Source organism: Myroides sp. 1354 (assembly GCF_030324495.1).
GTDB lineage: Bacteria > Bacteroidota > Bacteroidia > Flavobacteriales > Flavobacteriaceae > Flavobacterium.
On the sequence record NZ_JACAGN010000004.1, the window covers coordinates 205775 to 226022 of the forward strand.

Genomic DNA, 20248 nt, shown 5'->3' on the forward strand with positions numbered 1-20248 from the left:
CAAAAAAAGGAAGAGCAATACCAAGATTGTCTTCTAAGAAGGGAAGTGTACTAAAGTGACACTTGGATTAGTTATTCCAAGGTTTAGCCATCATTGCTGTATTTGAATAGTTCATAGGGCAAAGGTAAAAAAAATGTTGTCATCAATGTAGCACACGTAAAAAAATATTGAAAAACTATACTTGGATATTATCCCTCTTGTATCAAATGCTGTAAGTCGGGGTCATTCTTGATGCGTTCCATTTCGCTTTCTACAATCTGAACAACGTCTGCTTTAATTTGTCTGTAATTAGTTTCAACTACCTGTTGCATATTGTCGTTTCCGTCTTCATCGGTAAACGACAATATCTGCGGTATCTTTTTGTAGGCTTTGGTTTCGGCAGAAATCTTTTCGTTGTCCACCACGATTTCGGCGTGAAAGATTTTCTGCTCGATACGCTCATCAAAATTATCTGAAACAGAACCTACGAACATTCCCTGTGTCAAGGTGGATATTTTGGAGGCAGGTATAAGCGTGTCTAATTGTGTGGATATGGAAGTGGATTTATCATTGCGGTTTGTGGTGATGCTTTGACGTTTCTGCAAGACTTTCCCGAAGCGCTCTGAAAGGGATTTTGCAGTCTCCCCAACGACCTGTCCGCTAAAGATATTACCGACCAAATTTTGTATAACCTTGCTTTCCTTGTCGCCGTAATCCCTTGTTAACTGCGAATAGTCTTGGAAGCCCATACACACAGCGACCTTATTGCTACGTGCGGTTGCGATAAGGTTGTCCAATCCTCGGAAATATATCGTAGGCAATTCGTCTATGATAACAGAACTCTTTAACTGTCCTTTCTTATTGATAAGTTTTACAATCCTTGAGTTGTACAAACCCAAAGCGGAGGAATAGATGTTTTGACGTTCAGGGTTATTCCCGACACACAGTATTTTCGGCTCTTGTGGATTGTTGATGTCCAGTGAAAAATCATCCCCCGTCATGACCCAATAAAGCTGTGGCGAAATCATGCGTGACAATGGGATTTTCGCCGATGCTATCTGACCCTGCAATTGGTCTTGCGCTCCGCCTTGCCACGCATCCATAAAGGGTGACAGGTAGTTTTCCAGTTCGGGATATGAAGTAAGGATAGTAAAAACATCTGCATATTTTTTATTGAGTAATTCGATGGCATGGGGAAACGTGCAATACTTCCCGTTTTCATAGATTTTCAGATACCAAATGATGGAAGCAAGCAATATAATAGGACTTTCTACGAAAAAATCCCCTTGCTTGGTTATCCACGTTCTGTTGAGGTTTAGCATGATGGTATAGGATGCTTCGTAAGCATCGGATATATTCGTCATAAAGTTTGGATTGAGCGGATTGCATCGGTGGCTTCGGCGAGGGTCATCAAAGTTGATGACGTAAAACTTAGGCTTTACCTTATACTTATTGGAGTGTTTTAGCAAATGATTGTAGGCAATCGTGGAAAGGTCGTCAAACTTGAAATCGTAGATGTACATCGCAAACCCCTTTTCGATGTGTTGCTTGATGTAGCTGTTTACGATGGCGTAGGATTTTCCCGAGCCGGGAGTACCAAGTACAATCGAAGCTCGGAAAGGGTTGACGATATTAATCCATCCATTGTTCCACTTGCCTTTGTAAAAAAACCTTGTGGGAAGATTGACCGAATATTCATTTTCCATCAGACGGGTTTCCTGCCCAAAACTTTCGTTTTCATTATTGAAAACATCGTCCATCAGATTGTTGCGGAGTAGTCTGCTCATCCATACCCCTGCCATGAGCAAAGCTATATATCCAAAGCCTGTTGTAAGTATGTAAAGCGATGTGGCAATCCCTGCCGACAGCTTCAACAATGGCGTGTTCAGAAAGAACAGCACAAAGCCAATAGCTAAGGCAGTGTAAATCTTACCCCATGTTATCTTTTCATTCTTTACGCCCTTAGTTCCGAGACAGCTTAACGCCAATAATACCAGTGCAAAAATCTTGGTGTAAAGCGTGTGTTCAAAAAGCCCTACGGTACGGTTGAAATTGGTCAATATCTTACCAATAATTTCCAGTGTCCATCCACGTTCGGCAAAGAACCCGTAACAGAACCAGTAAAAGTGCATCAGTACCAAAAGAATACTTACGGCACGCATAAAAGCCATGATTTTGGCTAATCCTCTCAAATCGTCTTCACCTTGCATAACAAAAAATTTAGTGATGCAGGGAATTTAAAGGCTATTTAAAAGCACTTACACAAAGGGGTGTCAGATGGATTTTGGTGGCTTATTTTGGCTGAGTATCGTAGAAGCCGAAAAGGTTAAACTCGCTATTGAGCATCAAGAGCAATTTTTTGTAACTTTGTTCCTTACAAAAACTAAAATATTTAATCCAATGAAGCTGTAAGTAACTTTTCTAAAATGGAATTGACAATCCATCACTTTGTATAAGTGATGGTGAAATGCATGCAAAACTTTAAATTTAGCACAATGACACAGTTACAAATGATTGATACGACCAAATCAATCGCTCAACAGGACGAAAATGTTTCCGCAGTTTTAATGTATGGGTCGTTTACCAAAAACGAGGGCGACCAATATTCTGATATCGAGTTTTATATTTTCCTGAAAAGCAAAGAAAATTTTTCTACCCAAAAGTGGGTAAATCAGATTTATCCGACAGCGTTATATTTTACGAATGAATATGGCAGTGAAGTCGCAATTTTTGAGAACCTGATTAGAGGCGAATTTCATTTTTTAACAATAAATGAGATTGACGTTATAAAATCGTGGGATGGTTTTGTATCGTTCAGTGATTTTGACCAAATGAACTTAGTTGACAAAGACGGTCTTTTGACTGAAACACTTAATCAAATAAAAACAAAATTGCCCGACAGAACTACAAATGAAAATATCTTATTTTTAAGCCAATCATTACTGAATGTATTGTTGACAACAAGTAACTTGATTAAAAGAAAGGAATACGCTCACGCTTACCAAAGTCTGTCAAACGTACAAAAGTATTTACTTTGGTTAATACGAATAGCAACAAATCAAACCCATCATTGGGAAAGTCCGACAAAAAGTTTAGAGAAAGATATTGACAAAGATTGGTATTCAGAATTTAAATTGACAACATCTGATTTGGACACTGGAAATTTAAAAGTAGCTTTCCAAAATTCATTGAACTTATCAAAAAAGCTGTTTGATGAATTAGGTGTTAAGACAGACCTAAAACGACTACTAAATAGGATTGAATAACCGAAGTTTTCTACTTCTTTATGTGGTTGGGAAATGTTTATTGTTTGTAATCTATTCCGACAAATGCGGTTAACCCATCCACTCTGTTAAACGTGGACATTAAAAGCTAACCATCAAAGACCAAGATGTTAATCCTGGTCTTTGTGGTTTTTGTAGAAATCTTATTGTTTGTCCAAGTAGCTTTCTTTTAAATCGAGCAAATACTTTCTTATATCAGTCTCTAACTTTATAGGATATTCAAACCCCAATTTTTCTGACAATTCTTTACCAATTTCTGATACTAAATCTGCCATTGCAAATAATGCATTCCAATTATCTTCAATGATACTTCCCGAAAATGTCTGCTCTACTTTTTGCCACATTTCAGATGTGAGGTATTTTTTAAAAAGTCTTCCAAATTTATTGGTTGTTATTTTCCAATCGTGTTGAATGGCAATATGCCATTCAATTAAAGGTATCAAGTAGTCGGTTCTGATATTGTTTTCCGACATAAATTTTGCATAAAACAACTCATCTCTTGCAAGGCTTTTTGCTACATAAGTGGTATCCCACCAAAAATCATTTAAAAGCTGTTCAAATTTTTGTTCGGTTGGTTTTATAATAATAGAAACCTGATATGTCGGTTTTTTCAGATTTTGGGTTAAGTTGTCTTTATCAATCAAAACTTTATAACCAATATCCCAATCTTCGCACAATTCATTTTGCTGAACTTCTTCTAAAAATTCTTTTTTGCTATATAGTTTGAAATCTACTTTTACATAATCATCGTATAAAACCATTTTCATTGCGTGTTTGTAATCAAAATAGGTTTCATCTTCTTCAATCATCGCAATTGGAATTCCAAAATTGCTTATCCAATTATTGTCTGAAATGTATGTAGTGTTATCCTCAAAAACAAGTTCAATATCCAAATCACTAAATTCATCAACAGATGCTAATGGATTTACAAGGGAGCTTGTTAGTAATACCGCTCTTATCTCTCTATTTTTTTCTGACCAATCAATGATACGCTTTAATTTCTCGTCTCTATACTTCATGCTATAAATGCCAATATCTAACAAAAATATCCATTTATTTTTAAGGTAGCCTTTTTCGTTTCTTCTTTTTCTTCATACGGTTGGCAAATTCCTGTTCCTCGTAGTCTTCGCCCTGTGCCTCCGGCAGTAGCCCACCCAATCCGTCTATCAACAAATCATCGGTCGGCTGTTCTTTATTCAGAAAGTCAAAAAGTGAATGGGTTTCCTCTTTCTCTACGGTGTTGCCAGTGGTCGAGGACTGATTTTGTGCGGATGTTTTTTCCGCTTCTTGGCGTTGTCCGATTGCCTGCTCGTTCCACCGATCATTAAAGACATTAGCCGAAAGGTTTTTGCCCAAAGCCGAGCCGTTCCAAACGGTACGGCTTTCGTGGTCGATAAAAGTCATACCGTATATACGCCCCTCATCGTTGCGCCGTACCACGGTATTGATACCCTGCTCCAATAACTGCTTTTTAAAATCGGCTTCGTTTGTAGCGGTGTGCATTGCCACTTCAATAGTGCTTTTGAGTACGGCTCTTACAGGGTCGGCTTTCATTTTCTCCTTAGCTGTTGCGAATTGGTTTTGCAGTTCGTCCAGTCCTGCCTGCTTGCCGAAAAGGGATGCCTTAAAAGGATTGCTCGCTTTTTCTCCCTGCCCGTTCAGTGCAAAATAGACAAGCCCATTTTTGGGCTGTCCGTGCAGTTCCCCTTTGACTTCCTCGGCGGTGATATTGAAAAGTGAAAGCAAGGCGCTGTATGCCCCAAGACTTGCGTACCCGTAATACTTCGGCAGGTGTCGCACCACCGAAGCGATTTGGCTCTTAACGTCTCCGGCTCTGTAATCCACCGGACGGAATACCTGCTCGTTTCCCGTGCGCTGTTTTTCAGTGGCAGGTACGAGGTTGTATTTTTGTTCCAATGCTCGGCAGATTTCCATCGAGCGTAACTTTTCGTAATTATCGGGTATCTTTTTGCCGTAACGGTCAACGCAGGTAGATACGATATGAATATGGGTGCGTTCAATATCGGTATGCTTAAAAACGATATACGGCTGTTCGCCGTAGCCCAAACGCTCCATGTATTCCTGTGCCATTTTCACAAACTGCGCATCGCTGACCTTATCCGCAGGATCTGGGTTCAGCGAAATGTGCAGTACAGGTTTTTCCGTCCGCTTGTTTGCCATAAAATACGGTTCAAAAGAGCGGTGCAACTGTGCTACCGTATATCGTCCGTCCGGCGTTTCCATAATCCTTTGGGTGGCTAATATCTGTCCGTTTTCCTTTTCGACTTTAAGTTGATTGTAAGCAAGTGCGCCCATCATATTAGCCCCTCGACCAATTTTTGCTATCATTTTTAATCGCCTTTATTGATGTGCTTGGCTTCAAACTCCTGTGTCAATTCCATGATTTCACGACATAGATTTGCCAATTCTGCTGTCTGTTTTTCCAGTTTAAAGAGGTAGGCAGATGCTTTCTTTTCGGAAAAATTGCGGTAGAGTATCTTTACAATCTGATTGTAATTGACACCGATTGCCCTAAACTGACCAAAGAAATTGGTTAGCCGTGTGTAATAATCCATAACAGCCATGTCCACCTTTACGCTTTTAATCGGCTTTTCAAAAAGTACGGAAGTAACAAACTGTGCTTTGTTATCCGCTCCCGATGCTTCAAAAAGCGAAAGGAATTTGGCATTTTCTTCGTCCGTAAGACGGAAAACATAGCGGTGGGTGCTTGGGTCTGCTTTAGGCTTGCGCCCACCTCTGTTATTTTTCTTTTTCTCATTTCCATTCATCACAAATCCATTTTAATAGTTCAACAAAACCTCGACTTCGGAGAGTGTTTTAAAGCTCCCTGCAAGGGCAAGTGGTTTTGAGGCACAGAAACGGGTTTCGAGTGCCTTAAAACACAACTTGCTCTGTTCGGGTGAACAGAAAATCCGCCCTACGGGTCGGATTGGGTAAAGCGGAAAAAAACGGCTTTATGCCGTTCCGCCCACAACTTCCATACGCCAATGATTTTTCCATTCACCCCTTGCATTTAAGTCCTTACAAAGTAAGGGTAGCTTTTTCAAAGCATTGACCTATCCGTCACGACCAAACATTGCCAACAAATGCCCCAAACTACCGCATTAAAAGAGTGCATCGGAATAACCTGCTTCTTTGCGCTATCAGTCACGCAAGCCTGTTTGCAGGCATCCGCTCCCGATGGCAGTTAGGAAAGCCGGAGCGCAGGAACACCGGAATACATGACGGCGTTCCGCATGGCAGACAGGAACGCCGGACGGCATGAAAGCTATCCGGTAGCCATTCCAACAAGCAGGACGATAGGCAAGCCATCGGTCTTGCCTGCATGAAAGCCCGAATGACGGCACGGCTGACTGAACGGATGACGGCAAACCCGACAGACGGGAATGTACCAAGACTGCCGGACAGTGTGCAGGGATGACAGCCCTGCTCCATGCAGGACGGCAGGCAGTCCACGGAAACAGAAACTTAAAAATAGAATAGAAATGGAAGCAACAAACAGGACAAAATTTATTGCCTTTTCAAGCCAAAAGGGAGGCGTTGGAAAAAGCACGTTTACGACAGTTACGACAAGCATACTCCATTACCAAATGGGGTATAATGTAGCCGTCTTTGACTGTGACTATCCACAGCACAGCATCTGCCAAATGAGGGAACGGGATTTGAAAGCGGTCATGCAAAACGAGGTGTTGAAAAAACTGGCGCACCGCCAATTCTCCACCATCAACAAGAAAGCCTATCCAGTATTGCAAAGTAGGGCTGACAATGCACTAACAGATGCGCAGGCATTCGTACAGGATTCGGCTGTTCCCGTGGACGTGGTTTTCTTTGACTTGACCGGAACGGTGAACACTACGGGCTTGCTCAACACACTGACAGGGATGCACCACATCTTTTCGCCCATCACGGCAGACCGTGTAGTCATGGAAAGCACATTGAGCTTTACCGATGTGCTGACAAATGTCCTTATGAAGCACGGACAGACCTCTATCGAAACCATACGGCTGTTTTGGAACATGGTCGATGGCAGGGAAAAATCCCAACTGTACGAAATCTACGGCAACGTCATTAAGGAAGTCGGACTGCAAGTAATGGAAACACGCATCAGGGATAGCAAACGCTTCCGCAAAGAAAGCGAGGCAACGGCAAAGACCGTCTTCCGTTCCACGCTATTGCCCCCCGATAAAAGGTTGATGAAAAACTCTGGACTGGATTTGTTCTTCAGTGAATTTTTAAGAACCATTAACCTGTAAATGCTATGGACAACGACAACAAGAAAAAACCGAATGCGCCGATTGACGAGGCATATCTCATGTCGATTATGGCAGGTGAAACAAAGAAGCCCCAACAGGCGGTAGCACCCCAAGAGCCAACGGCAGAACCGCCAAAGGAAATACCCACGGAAAAGCTCGTAGCCAAAGAGCGAACACGGCAAAAGAGGGCTTCCGATATGGGCTATGGCGAGCGGTTTCTCAACAGCCATACCATGACACGCCGAGGCGATAAGAGCATCTACATCCGGCAGGAATACCACGAACGGCTTTCCCGTATCGTGCAGGTCATCGGCGAGGACAAGATACCCTTGTATGCCTATTTGGACAATATTCTCGAACACCATTTTGAACAGTTTGAAAAAGCCATCACCGATGATTTCAACGATAAGTTTAAACCCATTTTTTAAAGTATTTGATTATGAAAAAGCAACAGCAACAACAGCAAAACCAACCAAAAAAGGTACTGCGCATAGCCCGATACAAGTCTGTCTTTCTAAGACCGACCGGAGTTGTCGCAAGGTGTGGAAAGTCGGTGTATATCTGCCCCGATTTCCACAAGAAATTATCCCGTATCGTCTGTATTCTCGGAGACGGGGAAATCACGCTGACAGATTATCTGCATAGCGTATTGAAACAGCACTTTGAGGATTTCGGTGAGGAAATAAATACCATCCATGCCCGAAACCAAAAGCCAATATTATAGCTATGGAAACATTGATTGTAATATGCCTTATCATCGTCATTATCCTGTTGCTGAAAGATAAGTTGGTTATCAATAAGACCGTCCGCAGGGAGATAAAGCCGGAACACAAAAGACCCGACCTGCCGGATATTATGGGGCTTCCAAAGCCCGTGGAGCGACACACGTTGCCCATGAGTGCCACAGAGAGCCAATCCGGCGAACGTGACGGGATTGCTGATAATTTTGATGCAGAAGCCTACGGGATAGGTTTAGGATTGGAAAATCCGCAGATTGAGGGAGAACCGGATGAAGTTTTCGGGAGTATGTCAGATTTTGAAAATGAGGAAGACGAATGGGATGAATACGGGTTTGAGGACGGCGACAATGAGTTTGCCACAGGGGTTACCTTTGATGAACTGACAACCGTGGGGGCATGGTTGGAGCAAGATACACTTGAACCTGACCAGCAACAGAAAGCGGTGGATATAGTTCAGCGATTACAGGGAACGGAATTGTTAAGCCTGCTCGAAAACTCAATGGATGGGGCTTCACGGAAGATTGCAGAGTTGTTGGACAAGAGCCTCTCCGCCGGAACGGATTTCAGTTCTCCCGATTTGCGGAAAAGTGATTTGGAAGATTTCGACATCGGGGAGTTTGTGTGATTTTTAGGTATGTTTCATTGGACATAGCAAAAGTTCATCTAGAGAGTACATGTATACGATTATACACGTGCTCTTTTTTTGTGCTAATTTTCAGATTAATAATTTTAGCGATAAAAAAATCGTCAAAAATTTTGACGATAAAAAAATAGTCACTATATTTGACAAAATTTTTATCGTCAACTATGAGTGAGCAAGATATATTTTTAAGAAACAATACTGGGAGCAAGTCTAAGTCTGCTATAGTAGATGGGTTTGTTGTACGAACAAATGAGTTTGATTATATCAAAGACATTTTAGTGAATGGAGATATTAAAAGTAAATCTTTAAACACTATTATTATTGGACAGCGCGGTGCTGGAAAAACAACATTAATGCATAGACTGAATTACGCTATACTTGATGAAAAGCTGCTGTCGGATATCTACCTTCCTATTATTTTCTCGGAAGAACAATACAATTTATCTGATCTAACGAATCTTTGGGAGGCTATAGCTATGGGAATTGATGATAATTTTTATAAGGAAAAACTATCTGATTCCATTGAGAAGATTATTGACACGGAAGAAGATTATGAAAAAGCATCATTTAGTTTTTTGCAAAAGTTTCTGAAGTCAAAAAACAAAACGGCCATTCTTTTTATCGAGAATGTTAACTTTTTTTTAAAGAAGCTAAATGAATACGAAAAAAAGCGACTTAAGTCAATTTTAACCTCTGAATCTCATTTTAGAATAATAGGTTCTTCAACTTCTTTCAATGATGGAACAATTGACTTTGGCGATCCATTTTATAAGTTTTTTAATACGGTGCAATTGGATGGGCTGAATCAACAAGATTGCGAAAAACTTCTAATAAAAATTGGTCAACAATATGGAGAGGAGAATCAGATTAAAGAGATTATTGAGAATTACCCCGGTAGAGTTGAAGCGTTAAGAAGATTAACTGGAGGTGTACCAAGAACAATCTCTTATCTTTTTCAGATTTTTTTAGATAATGAAAATGGCAAGGCTATTAAAGACCTTTATCTTCTTATAGATACATTAACACTATTATACAAGTCTGAGTTAGATCAACTTTCAACTCAACAACAGAAAGTAATTGATGCTATAGCTAGAAAATGGGACGCGATTTCTGTTAAAGAAATCGCAAAGCGGACTAGATTGGAAAGCAAAAATATATCATCGATACTATCATATCTAGAAAAAAATCAATTGATTGAGAAGGTGCCTACTTCTACAAAGAATCATTTATATAGAATAAAGGAACGCTTTATGAATATTTGGTACTTAATGAGGTTTGGAAGAAAACATGATAAGGAAAATGTGATATGGCTAGTTCGATTTTTTGATGCTTGGTGTGACGAAAGTGAGCTAACTAAAAGACTTAAAAATCATATTAGCAACCTTAAAGATGGTAAGTATGACGCTGTTGCTGCAATAGATATGGGTAATACATTTTTGTCTTGCGAGAACATCCCGGAGAATTTAAAGGAAGAATTGATTAGTACTACTAATTCTATCTTACCAGACAGAATATTAAAAGGGGCAAAAACTGCTGAAAAGGATGTATTAGATGACATTAAAAAGCTCTTAAAAGATGAGCGTTTTGATGAAGCTGTTAGTCGACTCAACGATGTAGAAAATAAAGATATTGATTATTTCATGTTAGCTACATCTGTTTATTTAATGCAAGGAGATCATGAAAAAGCATTAGACGCAGCAAAATCAGCTTGGAATTTAGATGATCAAAATACATTTACATCCACCACATTAGGAGTTATTTATGACATGCACTTAAATGATCCTGATAAAGCTATAGAATATTATGAGAAGTCATTGACATTACCACATCCTCATCCATATGCTGCTAATAGGTTAGGTAGTATTTATAAAAAGAGAAAGGATTACGAGTCAGCGATAAAATATCATAAACAAGCTGTGACAAAGAATTTTAAACAGTCATTGATTTCCTTAGGAAATATTTATTTAGATCTTAATGATTTTGAAATGGCAGAGAAATATTTTAGAGATGCTGTAGAGGCTAAATTAGATAAATCTAATACTGCTTTGGCAAAATTGTTTTCTAAAATGAAAAAGAAAAAAGATGCTGAGATAGCTCTTTTGAATGCGGTTAAGGAGAACGAAGAGGATAGTAATATTAATCTTGGAAGACTCTACATGTTTAAAAGCAAACCAAGTTTCAAAAAAGCGGAGGAGCAATTTAAATTAGCCATTGACAAGGGAGAAATTGATGGGTATACTCAATTAGCAAGATTATATCTTAGACAGAAACAAAACGACATGGCAATTGCTGTTCTTGAAAATGGAGTATCACATAATGATGCTGAATCAGCACATCAGTTGGCTCATCTCTTTCACAGAGAAGGGCTGTTTGAGAAGTCGGATAAAATGTTTGAGAAAGCAATAGAATTAGGCGATACTTCTGTGATAGGATGTTGGGTACAGAGCATCTATAGATCTAAGAGAAACAATAGGAAAAAATTCACAAAAGAGTTGCTTGAGAAATACAAACCAGACGATATAAATAGTCGCTTTGAGTTACTTTATGCTAAAATACTATTGTGGAACGACAATTTGACGGAAGCAATAGGCATTGTAAAAAAGCAAGCTGCCATTTTACATAACAGCACTGATGATGATAGCTATGCTCACAGAAATATTTCAGAACTTGTAGAATTTTTCCTGTTACTTATTGCTAAAAGAGAATATGATATTGCTTTAGATATGTTTAGTGATAATAATGATTTGGATCTTAGAACTATGCTGAAGCCTATATATTACCTAATGATGAATGAGCTCAAGGAAGATTATCCAATGGAATACCTTAAGGCTGGTAAAGAGCTAACAGAAACTATTAATGATTTAAAAAAGGAGGTGGAAAATTTGAGAAAGAAATAGAATAAAAACGTAAACAAAAATATTAGAGAAATTTAAGCATAGTTTAAGAAATGCGACAACTTAAACTATGCCTACTGTTTCTTTCAAGTGTCCACTTATGAGAATGGATAAATGATATTGTGATTGGAATAGCACAAAAGTAAACAAACTTGTTATTTGTGCAAATATAATTGTCATTTTCTTTTCTTATAGTGGTCAATGATCGTCTGGCTTTGCTAATGTTTATGCTGGGACTACCATTTTTATAAAATTAGGTAGACGATAATGATAAAAGTATTAAATAAAAAAGAAAATTAAATGGCAAACGCTACTATTAAGTATTACCCAGTTGGTAATGGAGATACCTCTCTAATTACTTTGGAAGACAAAACAACCATTGTGGTTGATTGTAACATCAGGAATTGTGACAACGACGAAACATATGACGTTAAAAAAGATTTATTGCAAAGCTTGCAGTATAGTAATGGTATACCCTATGTTGACGTATTTATCTTAACTCATGGTGATCAAGATCATTGTAGAGGCTTTAAAAAGCACTTCTATCAAGGAGCTCCCGAAAAATATTCAGAAAGTGATAAGAAGGAAGGGCTTATCAGAGTAGACACAATGTGGTTTTCTCCAATGATTGCTGAGGAACATACAAATGATGATGAAGATGCTTACCAAAAGGAAGCAGAACGCCGGCTTTCACTACATCGAAACAAAGACCCTAAAAAGGATAATGCAGGAAATAGAATTAAGATTATCGGGTATGACGGAAGTACAGATTATAAAGACTTAGATCATTTAAGAGCTAAACCAGGAGACATAGTAGACCGCTTTAATGACCGAAATCAAGTATTGTTTTCAATATTCATCCATGCCCCCTTCAAGGAACATCTTGAAGCATTAGGTGACGATAAAAAAAATTCAACGAGCATTGTGTTTCAAGCGAGATTTAAAAAGACATCTTATCAGCAAGATTTCTCAACTCTTGCAATGTTTGGGGGGGATTCTGATCACACTTCATGGTGTATTATTTTAGAAAAAACTAAAAAGTACAAAAATGAACATGCTTTGAAATGGGATTTATTTCTTTCTCCTCATCACTGCTCTTGGTCATTCTTTAACGATAGGCCACAAGAAGAAAATCCTGATCCGAAAGATACTTCATTGGAAGTTTTAAACTACAGGAGGAATAATGCAAAGGTTATTGCATCAAGTAAGAAAATCTTAAATGACGAGGATAATCCACCTCATTATGAGGCTAAACGCGAGTATGTTAAAAAAGTAACGGATGGAAATTTTCTGAATACTACTACATATAACATAGTTAACAAGATTCCGCAACCAATCGTCTTTGAGGTTACTTCTCAAGGAATAGTAAAACCTAAGCAGGTTGAGGGTTCAGCTAAGGTTGCCGGAGGAGCTGGTTTAGGTATTGTAAACACCACTTCAAAATACGGAAATGGAGAAGTTTAGTGATAGCCTGCCGTTATTTACTAATGATATAGAGAATCCTGAATTTCAGGATTCTCTAAAATCATTATGTCAACTTCAAGGTGATCAAGTAAAGATTTTGGATTGGGGAAATAGTAGAATTGCTATTCCAATTGAGATCAATATTGACTTACCTAGTCTGGGGAATTTTGACGATTTAGACATTAGAGAAAAAGAGCCTGTTATTTTTGTGTTTGATTTAATTAATTATCCAGTTTCAGCTCCTCGAGTTTATACTGACAGGTTAGATTTTCCTAAAAACAATCTTGCTCATCTTTATGTAGCAGTTAATAATCGCCCGCCGGCCTTCTGTTATGTAAGAGGAAATGCAGACGAATGGTATGCAAATAAAAGGATTGAAGACCTCGTAATACGAATAAGCAACTGGCTTAGAGATGGTGCTACAGGTGAGTTAACTGAAAATGGTGAACAATATGAACCATTGAGATTAGAGGGATACTCGGGAAGTATAATTTATGACTATGATACCCTTCTGACTGTTGTTGCTAATAAAGCAGCTTTTGAATTTGGAGATAAGTTTTCAATTGTCTTGTTCGAACGTCCGAATAATTCGGGTAGGTATACGTATAAATTTGTTAGGCTGATTACTGATAAAAATGCACTTACTACTATTAAGGAAGTTGACGAGGAACGTAAAAAAGACAAAGAAGATGTTACAAGAAAGAAATATTATTACGGATATGTGCTATGGAGTGAAGAAGATGTGATAAGACGAGAATATGAAGTAAATATTCCAAGGTCATGGGACGAGTTTAAATTGTTTTGTGAGTATTATCATATTAAATATAAAGAGTTTGAAAAATTCATTACTACCTATAGTAAAATAAACGAATATATCTATTTTCCTGTAATAATTGGAATACGTAGACCTAGTCAACTGATTGGCTATTCATCGAATGTAGAATTCATAAACCTACGCTTTAAAGTAACTTCCAGTGACATCGAACAGGAAAAAATTGTCAATAACATATCTATTGATATGCTATCACACAACCAGCCTCTAACGCAAAAATTAGCTAGTCATATATCAGGGATGAATCTTTCTTTAGGTAATGAAAGACACGTTGTTTTTGGATGTGGAGCCATCGGTTCTAAGATAATAATGCACTTGGCAAGATCTGGACAAACAAACTTGACGTTGATTGATCCAGACTATATTTCCCCACATAATTTAGTTAGACATAGCTTGTTTGGAGAAGATGTAGGGCAAAATAAAGCAGAAGCATTAGCAGAAAAAATAAAGAAAATATATCCTTATGAACAAACGAATGTTATAAATGGTCCCTCCTTTAAAGATGGACTAATAGATCAAAAATCAACATTCGAAATATATAATTGGATATTAGATTTTACTGCGTCTGAAGCATTCTTTAATAAATTGGCTACACTGAAAAGTTTAGATACAAATAGGGTTGCCAGCACATTCATTTCTGATTTTGGAAATTTAGGAATAATGTATAAAGAAGGTGAGTCAAGAAATCCAAGATTAGATGACCTACAGTCATATTTATACAGTCTATCTGAAAGCAATAAAAACATTCAAAACTGGCTTCAGAGAGAACAAACAACAGCTCGATCGAGTGGTTTTATTGTTCAAGTTGGTGTTGGATGTAATTCTGAAACCACAATTTTATCAGATGACAAAATATCATCACATGCCTCATACTTTTCAGGTATTCTTAAAAAAGAAATGGCTAATCCGGCTAAGGATGGGAAAATATATTTAAACAATATTATAGACACAGAAGATTACACGATTGAGACACATGTATTAAATGTCAAACCATTTGATATTTTTCAAGTTGTTAATGATTCTAGTTGGACAATTCGTTTTAAACCCGAAATTATCGAACAGCTAACCAAAGAATTTTTACTTGCTGGACAAACTGAAACAGGAGGTGTTTTTGTGGGTGTTTGTAATTATAAAACAAAGACAATTCATGTTACGGGATCAATTAAAGCTCCTTTGGATAGCAAGGGCAGTTCAACACATTTTATAAGGGGAAATGATGGATTATCGAAAGAGATCTCTAAAATAGAAAACAGTTCAGGGGGACAAATAGGTTATGTCGGCGAGTGGCACACTCATCCTAATGGGCCTAATTGTCTTAGTAAACAGGATATGGAAAGCGTGAAGAAGCACAAAGAAGAATGTAGTAATCTTCAACCGCCATTGCCTGTATTTTTATCCATTATTACTCCAACTGGACTTTACCCTTACGTTTTTTAAACAATTGTAGCATGGAGAAAGAAGTTAATTTAAAGGCAAAGAACACGCCTCAATTGTGGATTTTACTTTCTGCAAATATTTTGATTATATGTGGTGTGTTTTTTCCGCTTTACTTTAAAGAGATAACACAAGAATTTGATGTTATTTTCATATTAAAAGGTTTAGGAGCTTCCATTGCTCCTTTACTTTTATTTTTGTTAAATGGATTGTTGTCAAGTAACCAAAAAGCAGTACTGGTATTTTGGAAATTCAAAAATCCTTTACCTGGATCAGTAGCATTCTCTAGGATAAGTAAAGAAGATCCTCGAATTGATAGAAAAAAGCTAAAGGAAATATATGGTTCTTTACCCAAAAATCCTTTAGATCAAAATAAACTATGGTATAAAATCTACAGAAAGAATTCTTTGGATATTGTGATTTCTGAGAGTCATCGAGCTTTTTTACTAGCTAGGGATTTAACTTCTTTATGTTTTCTTTTTATAGTTTTTATTGGATTGCCTGCTATTCTAATTGCCTCTCGACCGATCAGTGTATATTACTTTTGTTTTTTATTGGTTCAATACTTACTTGTTGTTAAGGGAGCACAAAATAGAGGGCGAAGATTTGTTGCAAATGTCTTAGCAAAAGAGAGTCGATAAAGTAATAAGAATTATTCATTTAACGCATCATGGTTAATTACATGATGCGTTTTTTTATACTCTTTTCCTACCTATCCTTCCACATACTGCCAACTAATTCCACGGAATTCCACTTTCCCTTACCGCTTCGATTTCCATAAGACTTTTGTTGCGAAAGCCCACACGGGGTGGGCAGGCAATAACAATTTAATTCAGTTAAATCATGGAAAAACAAAGCAAAAAAGTATGGCTGACAGGCGTTGCGTTACTGTCGGCATTTGGTGTGTTCGCACAGGGCAACGGCTCGGCAGGCATCCAAGAGGCTACGCAGATGGTAACGAGTTACTTCGACCCTGCAACGCAGTTGATTTATGCCATCGGGGCGGTGGTCGGACTAATCGGAGGCGTTAAGGTGTACAACAAATTTAGTAGCGGAGACCCCGATACAAGCAAGACAGCGGCGTCGTGGTTTGGGGCTTGTATCTTCTTAATCGTAGCGGCGACCATTCTCCGCTCATTCTTCCTTTAAGCCGACGACCTATGAGCAATTACAATATCAATAAAGGTATCGGCAGAACGGTCGAGTTCAAAGGGCTGAAAGCACAGTACCTGTTCATCTTCGCAGGTGGTCTGCTCGGTGTGCTTATCCTCGTCATGATTATGTACATGGCAGGTGTAAACCCTTACATCTGCCTGTTTGTCGGGGCAGGCGGAGCATCGCTCATCGTATGGCAAACATTCGCATTGAACGGTAAATACGGCGAACACGGACTAATGAAAGTCGGGGCAAAGAAAAGGCATCCGAAATACATCATCTGTCGCAGAGCCGTACACCGCTATTTAAAATTCACTTCTAAATCCAGTCATTTATGAGAAATACAGGAAAAGCCACAACGTTGGAGAGCAAGTTTCCATTACTGGCAGTGGAACAGAACTGCATCATTTCAAAGGATGCGGACATCACGGCTTGCTTTCGGGTACACCTGCCAGAACTGTTCACGGTAGCATCGGCAGAATACGATGCCATTCATTCGGCATGGCACAAGGCTATCAAGACTTTGCCGGATTACACCATTGTACACAAACAGGACTGGTACATCAAGGAAAATTATGCGCCGGATATTGCACAGGACGGATTGACTTTTCTTGCAAAATCCTATCAACAGCATTTCAACGAACGTCCTTTTTTAAACCATTACTGTTACCTGTTCCTAACCAAGACGACAAAGGAAAGGATGCGGATGCAGAGCAACTTTAGTTCGCTTTGCAAAGGCGTTCTTATCCCGAAAGAAATTAGGGATAAAGAAACCGTGCGCAGGTTTATGGAAGCGGTCGCACAGTTTGAGCGCATTATCAATGACAGTGGTTTTGTGAAACTGGAACGCTTGACCGAGGATGACATCATCGGAACAGGCGACAGACAGGGATTGCTCGAACAGTACCTTACCCTGTCAAGGGAAGCCGGAACGCCTATGCAGGATATAGCTTTGGGCAGTGAGGATATGCGTATCGGAAACAAAAGGCTATGCCTGCACACGCTGTCCGATACGGACGATTTGCCCAATACGGTATCGTCCAATTCGAGGTATGAAAAATTGTCCACGGACAGGAGCGATTGCCTGCTGTCCTTTGCCTCTCCGGTCGGTCTGCTCCTTAGCTGTAACCATATCTATAACCAGTACCTGTTTTTGGACAACAGCGATGAGAACCTGCGCAAGTTTGAAAAGTCCGCACGTAATATGCACTCACTGGCGAGGTACAGTCGAGCCAATCAGATTAACAAAGAATGGATAGAAAGGTATCTGAACGAAGCGCACAGCTTCGGGCTGTCCTCTATCCGTGCGCACTTCAACGTGATGGCATGGTCGGATGACCCGAACGAACTCAAACAGTTAAAGAACGACACGGGAAGTGCGCTCGCTTTGATGGAATGCAAGCCGAGGCACAACACCGTGGATGTTGCCACACTGTATTGGGCAGGTATGGCAGGCAATGCAGGTGATTTTCCGGCAGAGGAAAGTTTTTACACGTTCATTGAACCTGCCCTGTGTTTCTTCACCGAGGAAACCAATTACCAAAGCTCGCCATCGCCTTTCGGTATCAAGATGGCAGACCGACTGACAGGAAAACCCATCCATTTGGATATATCAGATTTGCCTATGAAGCGAGGCATTATAACAAATCGAAATCGCTTCGTGTTAGGCCCATCTGGGGGTTGGCGGGCTATTCTTAATTGAGTAGCCCGCCAACCCTCCAAACTGGAAGTGGAAAATCATTCTTCACCAATCACATGGTGAGGCAGTATTATGAGCAAGGCTCTCATGTACTATTGGTCGATACGGGTAATTCCTATCAAGGATTGTGCGAACTGATTAAGGGTAAGACAAAGGGCAAAGACGGTGTGTACTTTACCTATACCGAGGATAACCCTATAGCATTCAATCCATTTTTTACGGATGATGGAGTATTCGACATTGAAAAAAGGGAAAGTATCAAAACACTCATCCTTACGCTATGGAAGCGTGACGATGAACCGCCGACCCGTTCGGAGGAAGTGGCGTTGTCCAATGCCGTGAGCGGTTACATCGACCGTATCAAGCAAAGCGATGAATATCCCTCTTTCAACGGATTTTATGAGTATGTACGGGGTGATTACAAAAGGGTACTCGAAGAAAAACAGGTAAGGGAAAAAGACTTTGACCTCGCAGGCTTCCTCAATGTATTAGAGCCTTATTACCGTGGCGGTGAATACGATTACCTGCTCAACTCGGACAAGCAACTCGACCTGCTTTCCAAACGCTTTATAGTCTTTGAAATTGATGCGATAAAAGACCACAAAATCCTCTTTCCCATAGTGACCATCATCATTATGGAGGTCTTCATCAACAAGATGCGCAGGCTCAAAGGTGTGCGTAAAATGATACTCATTGAGGAAGCGTGGAAAGCCATCGCCAAAGAGGGCATGGCGGAGTACATCAAGTACCTATTTAAGACGGTGCGGAAATTCTTTGGTGAGGCAATCGTGGTAACGCAGGAGGTGGACGACATTATCCAATCACCCGTGGTCAAGGAAAGTATCATCAACAACTCCGACTGCAAAATCCTCTTAGACCAACGCAAGTACATGAACAAGTTTGACGACATACAGGCGATGCTCGGACTGACGGAAAAGGAAAAGGCGCAAATCCTTTCCATCAATCAGAACAACGACCCGTCAAGGCTTTACAAAGAGGTGTGGATTGGGCTTGGCGGTACACACTCCGCCGTGTATGCGACAGAGGTATCGCTCGAAGAATACTTAGCCTATACCACGGAAGAAACCGAAAAGATGGAAGTCACGCAACTGGCTTCCGAACTGGACGGCAATGTGGAACTGGCAATCAAGCGCATTGCCCAACAAAGGCGTGATAACGCAAATAGTTATTAATCATTTAAAAAAATCAGAACAATGAAAAAAGTAATGTTACTGGTGTGTACGGCATTTATGCTTGCCGTTGCACCGTCCGCTAAGGCGCAATTTGTAGTAACCGACCCTGCAAACCTTGCATCGGGTATTATCAACAGTGCGAATGAAATCATACAGACTTCCTCCACTGTTTCCAACGTGGTAAAAAATTTCAATGAGGTAAAGCGAGTTTACGAACAGGGCAAAGAGTATTACGACAAACTGAAAGCCGTAAGCAACCTTGTGAAAGATGCCCGTAAGGTACAACAGACAGTTTTGCTCGTTGGCGATGTGTCCGAAATGTATGTAAACAATTTTGGCAAAATGATGAACGACCCGAATTTCAGTCCGCAGGAACTGACGGCAATCGCCAACGGTTATTCCACGCTCTTGAGCGAGAGTACGGAACTGCTCAAAGAACTGAAACAGATTGTTACCTCGACCTCGCTTTCCCTAAACGATAAGGAACGTATGGACATCATCGACAGGGTGTACAAAGAGGTCAAAGACTATCACAGCCTTGTCCGGTATTTCACCAATAAGAATATCTCCGTAAGCATTTTGAGGGCTAAGAAACAGAACAACACTAAAAGGGTGCTTGAACTGTACGGAACTTCTGAACAAAAATACTGGTAAGCT

General features: G+C 39.6%; 16 protein-coding genes and 1 pseudogene. 13 read left to right on the forward strand and 4 right to left on the reverse strand.

Annotated elements, in window-relative coordinates:
• Window positions 1-188: 188 nt before the first annotated feature.
• Window positions 189-2189: a conjugal transfer protein MobC gene (mobC, locus tag HX004_RS06585; RefSeq protein WP_286441558.1), complete on the reverse strand. Its 2001-nt coding sequence runs from the start codon at window positions 2187-2189 to the stop codon at window positions 189-191.
• 300 nt (window positions 2190-2489) lie between these two features.
• Between mobC and HX004_RS06590 the strand changes: the two genes are divergently transcribed.
• Window positions 2490-3245: an aminoglycoside 6-adenylyltransferase gene (locus tag HX004_RS06590; protein ID WP_434086997.1), complete on the forward strand. Its 756-nt coding sequence runs from the start codon at window positions 2490-2492 to the stop codon at window positions 3243-3245.
• A 161-nt stretch (window positions 3246-3406) separates the two neighbouring features.
• Here HX004_RS06590 and HX004_RS06595 read toward each other — a convergent pair whose 3' ends face one another.
• Genes HX004_RS06595 through mobA form a run of 3 tightly spaced genes read right to left on the reverse strand, consistent with a single transcriptional unit; the run spans window position 3407 to window position 6052 of the window.
• Window positions 3407-4282, reverse strand: a complete 876-nt coding sequence (locus HX004_RS06595; RefSeq protein ID WP_058699041.1) for an AadS family aminoglycoside 6-adenylyltransferase — start codon at window positions 4280-4282, stop codon at window positions 3407-3409.
• Between the two features lie 40 nt (window positions 4283-4322).
• The gene (mobB, locus tag HX004_RS06600) at window positions 4323-5612 is read right to left on the reverse strand and encodes a conjugal transfer protein MobB (RefSeq protein ID WP_058699042.1); all 1290 of its coding nucleotides are present in this window, start codon (window positions 5610-5612) and stop codon (window positions 4323-4325) included.
• A gap of 2 nt (window positions 5613-5614) precedes the next feature.
• Complete coding sequence (gene mobA / locus HX004_RS06605) at window positions 5615-6052, reverse strand: conjugal transfer protein MobA (RefSeq protein WP_058699043.1); 438 nt, start codon at window positions 6050-6052, stop codon at window positions 5615-5617.
• A gap of 717 nt (window positions 6053-6769) precedes the next feature.
• Between mobA and HX004_RS06610 the strand changes: the two genes are divergently transcribed.
• The 12 genes and pseudogenes from HX004_RS06610 to HX004_RS06665 all read left to right on the forward strand — a co-directional run bounded on the left by HX004_RS06610 (window position 6770) and on the right by HX004_RS06665 (window position 20245).
• On the forward strand, window positions 6770-7537 hold the full coding sequence (locus tag HX004_RS06610; protein ID WP_286441559.1) for a ParA family protein: 768 nt from the start codon (window positions 6770-6772) through the stop codon (window positions 7535-7537).
• Between the two features lie 5 nt (window positions 7538-7542).
• The gene (locus tag HX004_RS06615; protein ID WP_286441560.1) at window positions 7543-7965 is read left to right on the forward strand and encodes a DUF3408 domain-containing protein; all 423 of its coding nucleotides are present in this window, start codon (window positions 7543-7545) and stop codon (window positions 7963-7965) included.
• A gap of 11 nt (window positions 7966-7976) precedes the next feature.
• A complete protein-coding gene (locus tag HX004_RS06620; RefSeq protein ID WP_286441561.1) occupies window positions 7977-8261 on the forward strand; it encodes a DUF3408 domain-containing protein in 285 nt (94 codons plus the stop codon).
• Between the two features lie 2 nt (window positions 8262-8263).
• Window positions 8264-8902, forward strand: coding sequence for a conjugal transfer protein TraD (locus HX004_RS06625; protein WP_286441562.1), 639 nt, complete (start codon window positions 8264-8266; stop codon window positions 8900-8902).
• A 182-nt stretch (window positions 8903-9084) separates the two neighbouring features.
• On the forward strand, window positions 9085-11817 hold the full coding sequence (locus HX004_RS06630; protein WP_286441563.1) for a tetratricopeptide repeat protein: 2733 nt from the start codon (window positions 9085-9087) through the stop codon (window positions 11815-11817).
• A gap of 297 nt (window positions 11818-12114) precedes the next feature.
• Window positions 12115-13278, forward strand: a complete 1164-nt coding sequence (gene mblB, locus HX004_RS06635) for an anti-phage 6A-MBL system MBL-fold protein (RefSeq protein WP_286441564.1) — start codon at window positions 12115-12117, stop codon at window positions 13276-13278.
• Window positions 13265-15547, forward strand: a complete 2283-nt coding sequence (gene cap2-3 / locus HX004_RS06640; RefSeq protein ID WP_286441565.1) for an anti-phage 6A-MBL system cap2_3 protein — start codon at window positions 13265-13267, stop codon at window positions 15545-15547. The genes mblB and cap2-3 overlap by 14 nt, the downstream gene beginning before the upstream one ends.
• Window positions 15548-15600: 53 nt before the next feature.
• Window positions 15601-16185, forward strand: coding sequence for a hypothetical protein (locus HX004_RS06645; protein ID WP_286441566.1), 585 nt, complete (start codon window positions 15601-15603; stop codon window positions 16183-16185).
• Between the two features lie 202 nt (window positions 16186-16387).
• Entirely contained in the window at window positions 16388-16693 is a 306-nt protein-coding gene (locus HX004_RS06650; RefSeq protein WP_286441567.1) for a DUF4134 domain-containing protein, read from the forward strand.
• Between the two features lie 11 nt (window positions 16694-16704).
• Window positions 16705-17037, forward strand: a complete 333-nt coding sequence (locus HX004_RS06655) for a DUF4133 domain-containing protein (protein WP_286441568.1) — start codon at window positions 16705-16707, stop codon at window positions 17035-17037.
• Window positions 17034-19591: pseudogene (locus HX004_RS06660) on the forward strand (TraG family conjugative transposon ATPase). Before HX004_RS06655 ends, HX004_RS06660 begins: the two are co-directional and overlap by 4 nt.
• Before the next feature lie 21 nt (window positions 19592-19612).
• A complete protein-coding gene (locus tag HX004_RS06665) occupies window positions 19613-20245 on the forward strand; it encodes a DUF4141 domain-containing protein (RefSeq protein WP_286441569.1) in 633 nt (210 codons plus the stop codon).
• Window positions 20246-20248 lie beyond the last annotated feature (3 nt).

Excerpts from the sequence above, each read along its gene's own strand:
- mobC (WP_286441558.1), bottom strand. The coding sequence starts at position 2,189 with ATGCAAGGTGAAGACGATTTGAGAGGATTAGCCAAAATCATGGCTTTT.
- HX004_RS06590 (WP_434086997.1), top strand. The coding sequence starts at position 2,490 with ATGATTGATACGACCAAATCAATCGCTCAACAGGACGAAAATGTTTCC.
- HX004_RS06595 (WP_058699041.1), bottom strand. The coding sequence starts at position 4,282 with ATGAAGTATAGAGACGAGAAATTAAAGCGTATCATTGATTGGTCAGAA.
- mobB (WP_058699042.1), bottom strand. The coding sequence starts at position 5,612 with ATGATAGCAAAAATTGGTCGAGGGGCTAATATGATGGGCGCACTTGCT.
- mobA (WP_058699043.1), bottom strand. The coding sequence starts at position 6,052 with ATGAATGGAAATGAGAAAAAGAAAAATAACAGAGGTGGGCGCAAGCCT.
- HX004_RS06610 (WP_286441559.1), top strand. The coding sequence starts at position 6,770 with ATGGAAGCAACAAACAGGACAAAATTTATTGCCTTTTCAAGCCAAAAG.
- HX004_RS06615 (WP_286441560.1), top strand. The coding sequence starts at position 7,543 with ATGGACAACGACAACAAGAAAAAACCGAATGCGCCGATTGACGAGGCA.
- HX004_RS06620 (WP_286441561.1), top strand. The coding sequence starts at position 7,977 with ATGAAAAAGCAACAGCAACAACAGCAAAACCAACCAAAAAAGGTACTG.
- HX004_RS06625 (WP_286441562.1), top strand. The coding sequence starts at position 8,264 with ATGGAAACATTGATTGTAATATGCCTTATCATCGTCATTATCCTGTTG.
- HX004_RS06630 (WP_286441563.1), top strand. The coding sequence starts at position 9,085 with ATGAGTGAGCAAGATATATTTTTAAGAAACAATACTGGGAGCAAGTCT.
- mblB (WP_286441564.1), top strand. The coding sequence starts at position 12,115 with ATGGCAAACGCTACTATTAAGTATTACCCAGTTGGTAATGGAGATACC.
- cap2-3 (WP_286441565.1), top strand. The coding sequence starts at position 13,265 with ATGGAGAAGTTTAGTGATAGCCTGCCGTTATTTACTAATGATATAGAG.
- HX004_RS06650 (WP_286441567.1), top strand. The coding sequence starts at position 16,388 with ATGGAAAAACAAAGCAAAAAAGTATGGCTGACAGGCGTTGCGTTACTG.
- HX004_RS06655 (WP_286441568.1), top strand. The coding sequence starts at position 16,705 with ATGAGCAATTACAATATCAATAAAGGTATCGGCAGAACGGTCGAGTTC.
- HX004_RS06665 (WP_286441569.1), top strand. The coding sequence starts at position 19,613 with ATGAAAAAAGTAATGTTACTGGTGTGTACGGCATTTATGCTTGCCGTT.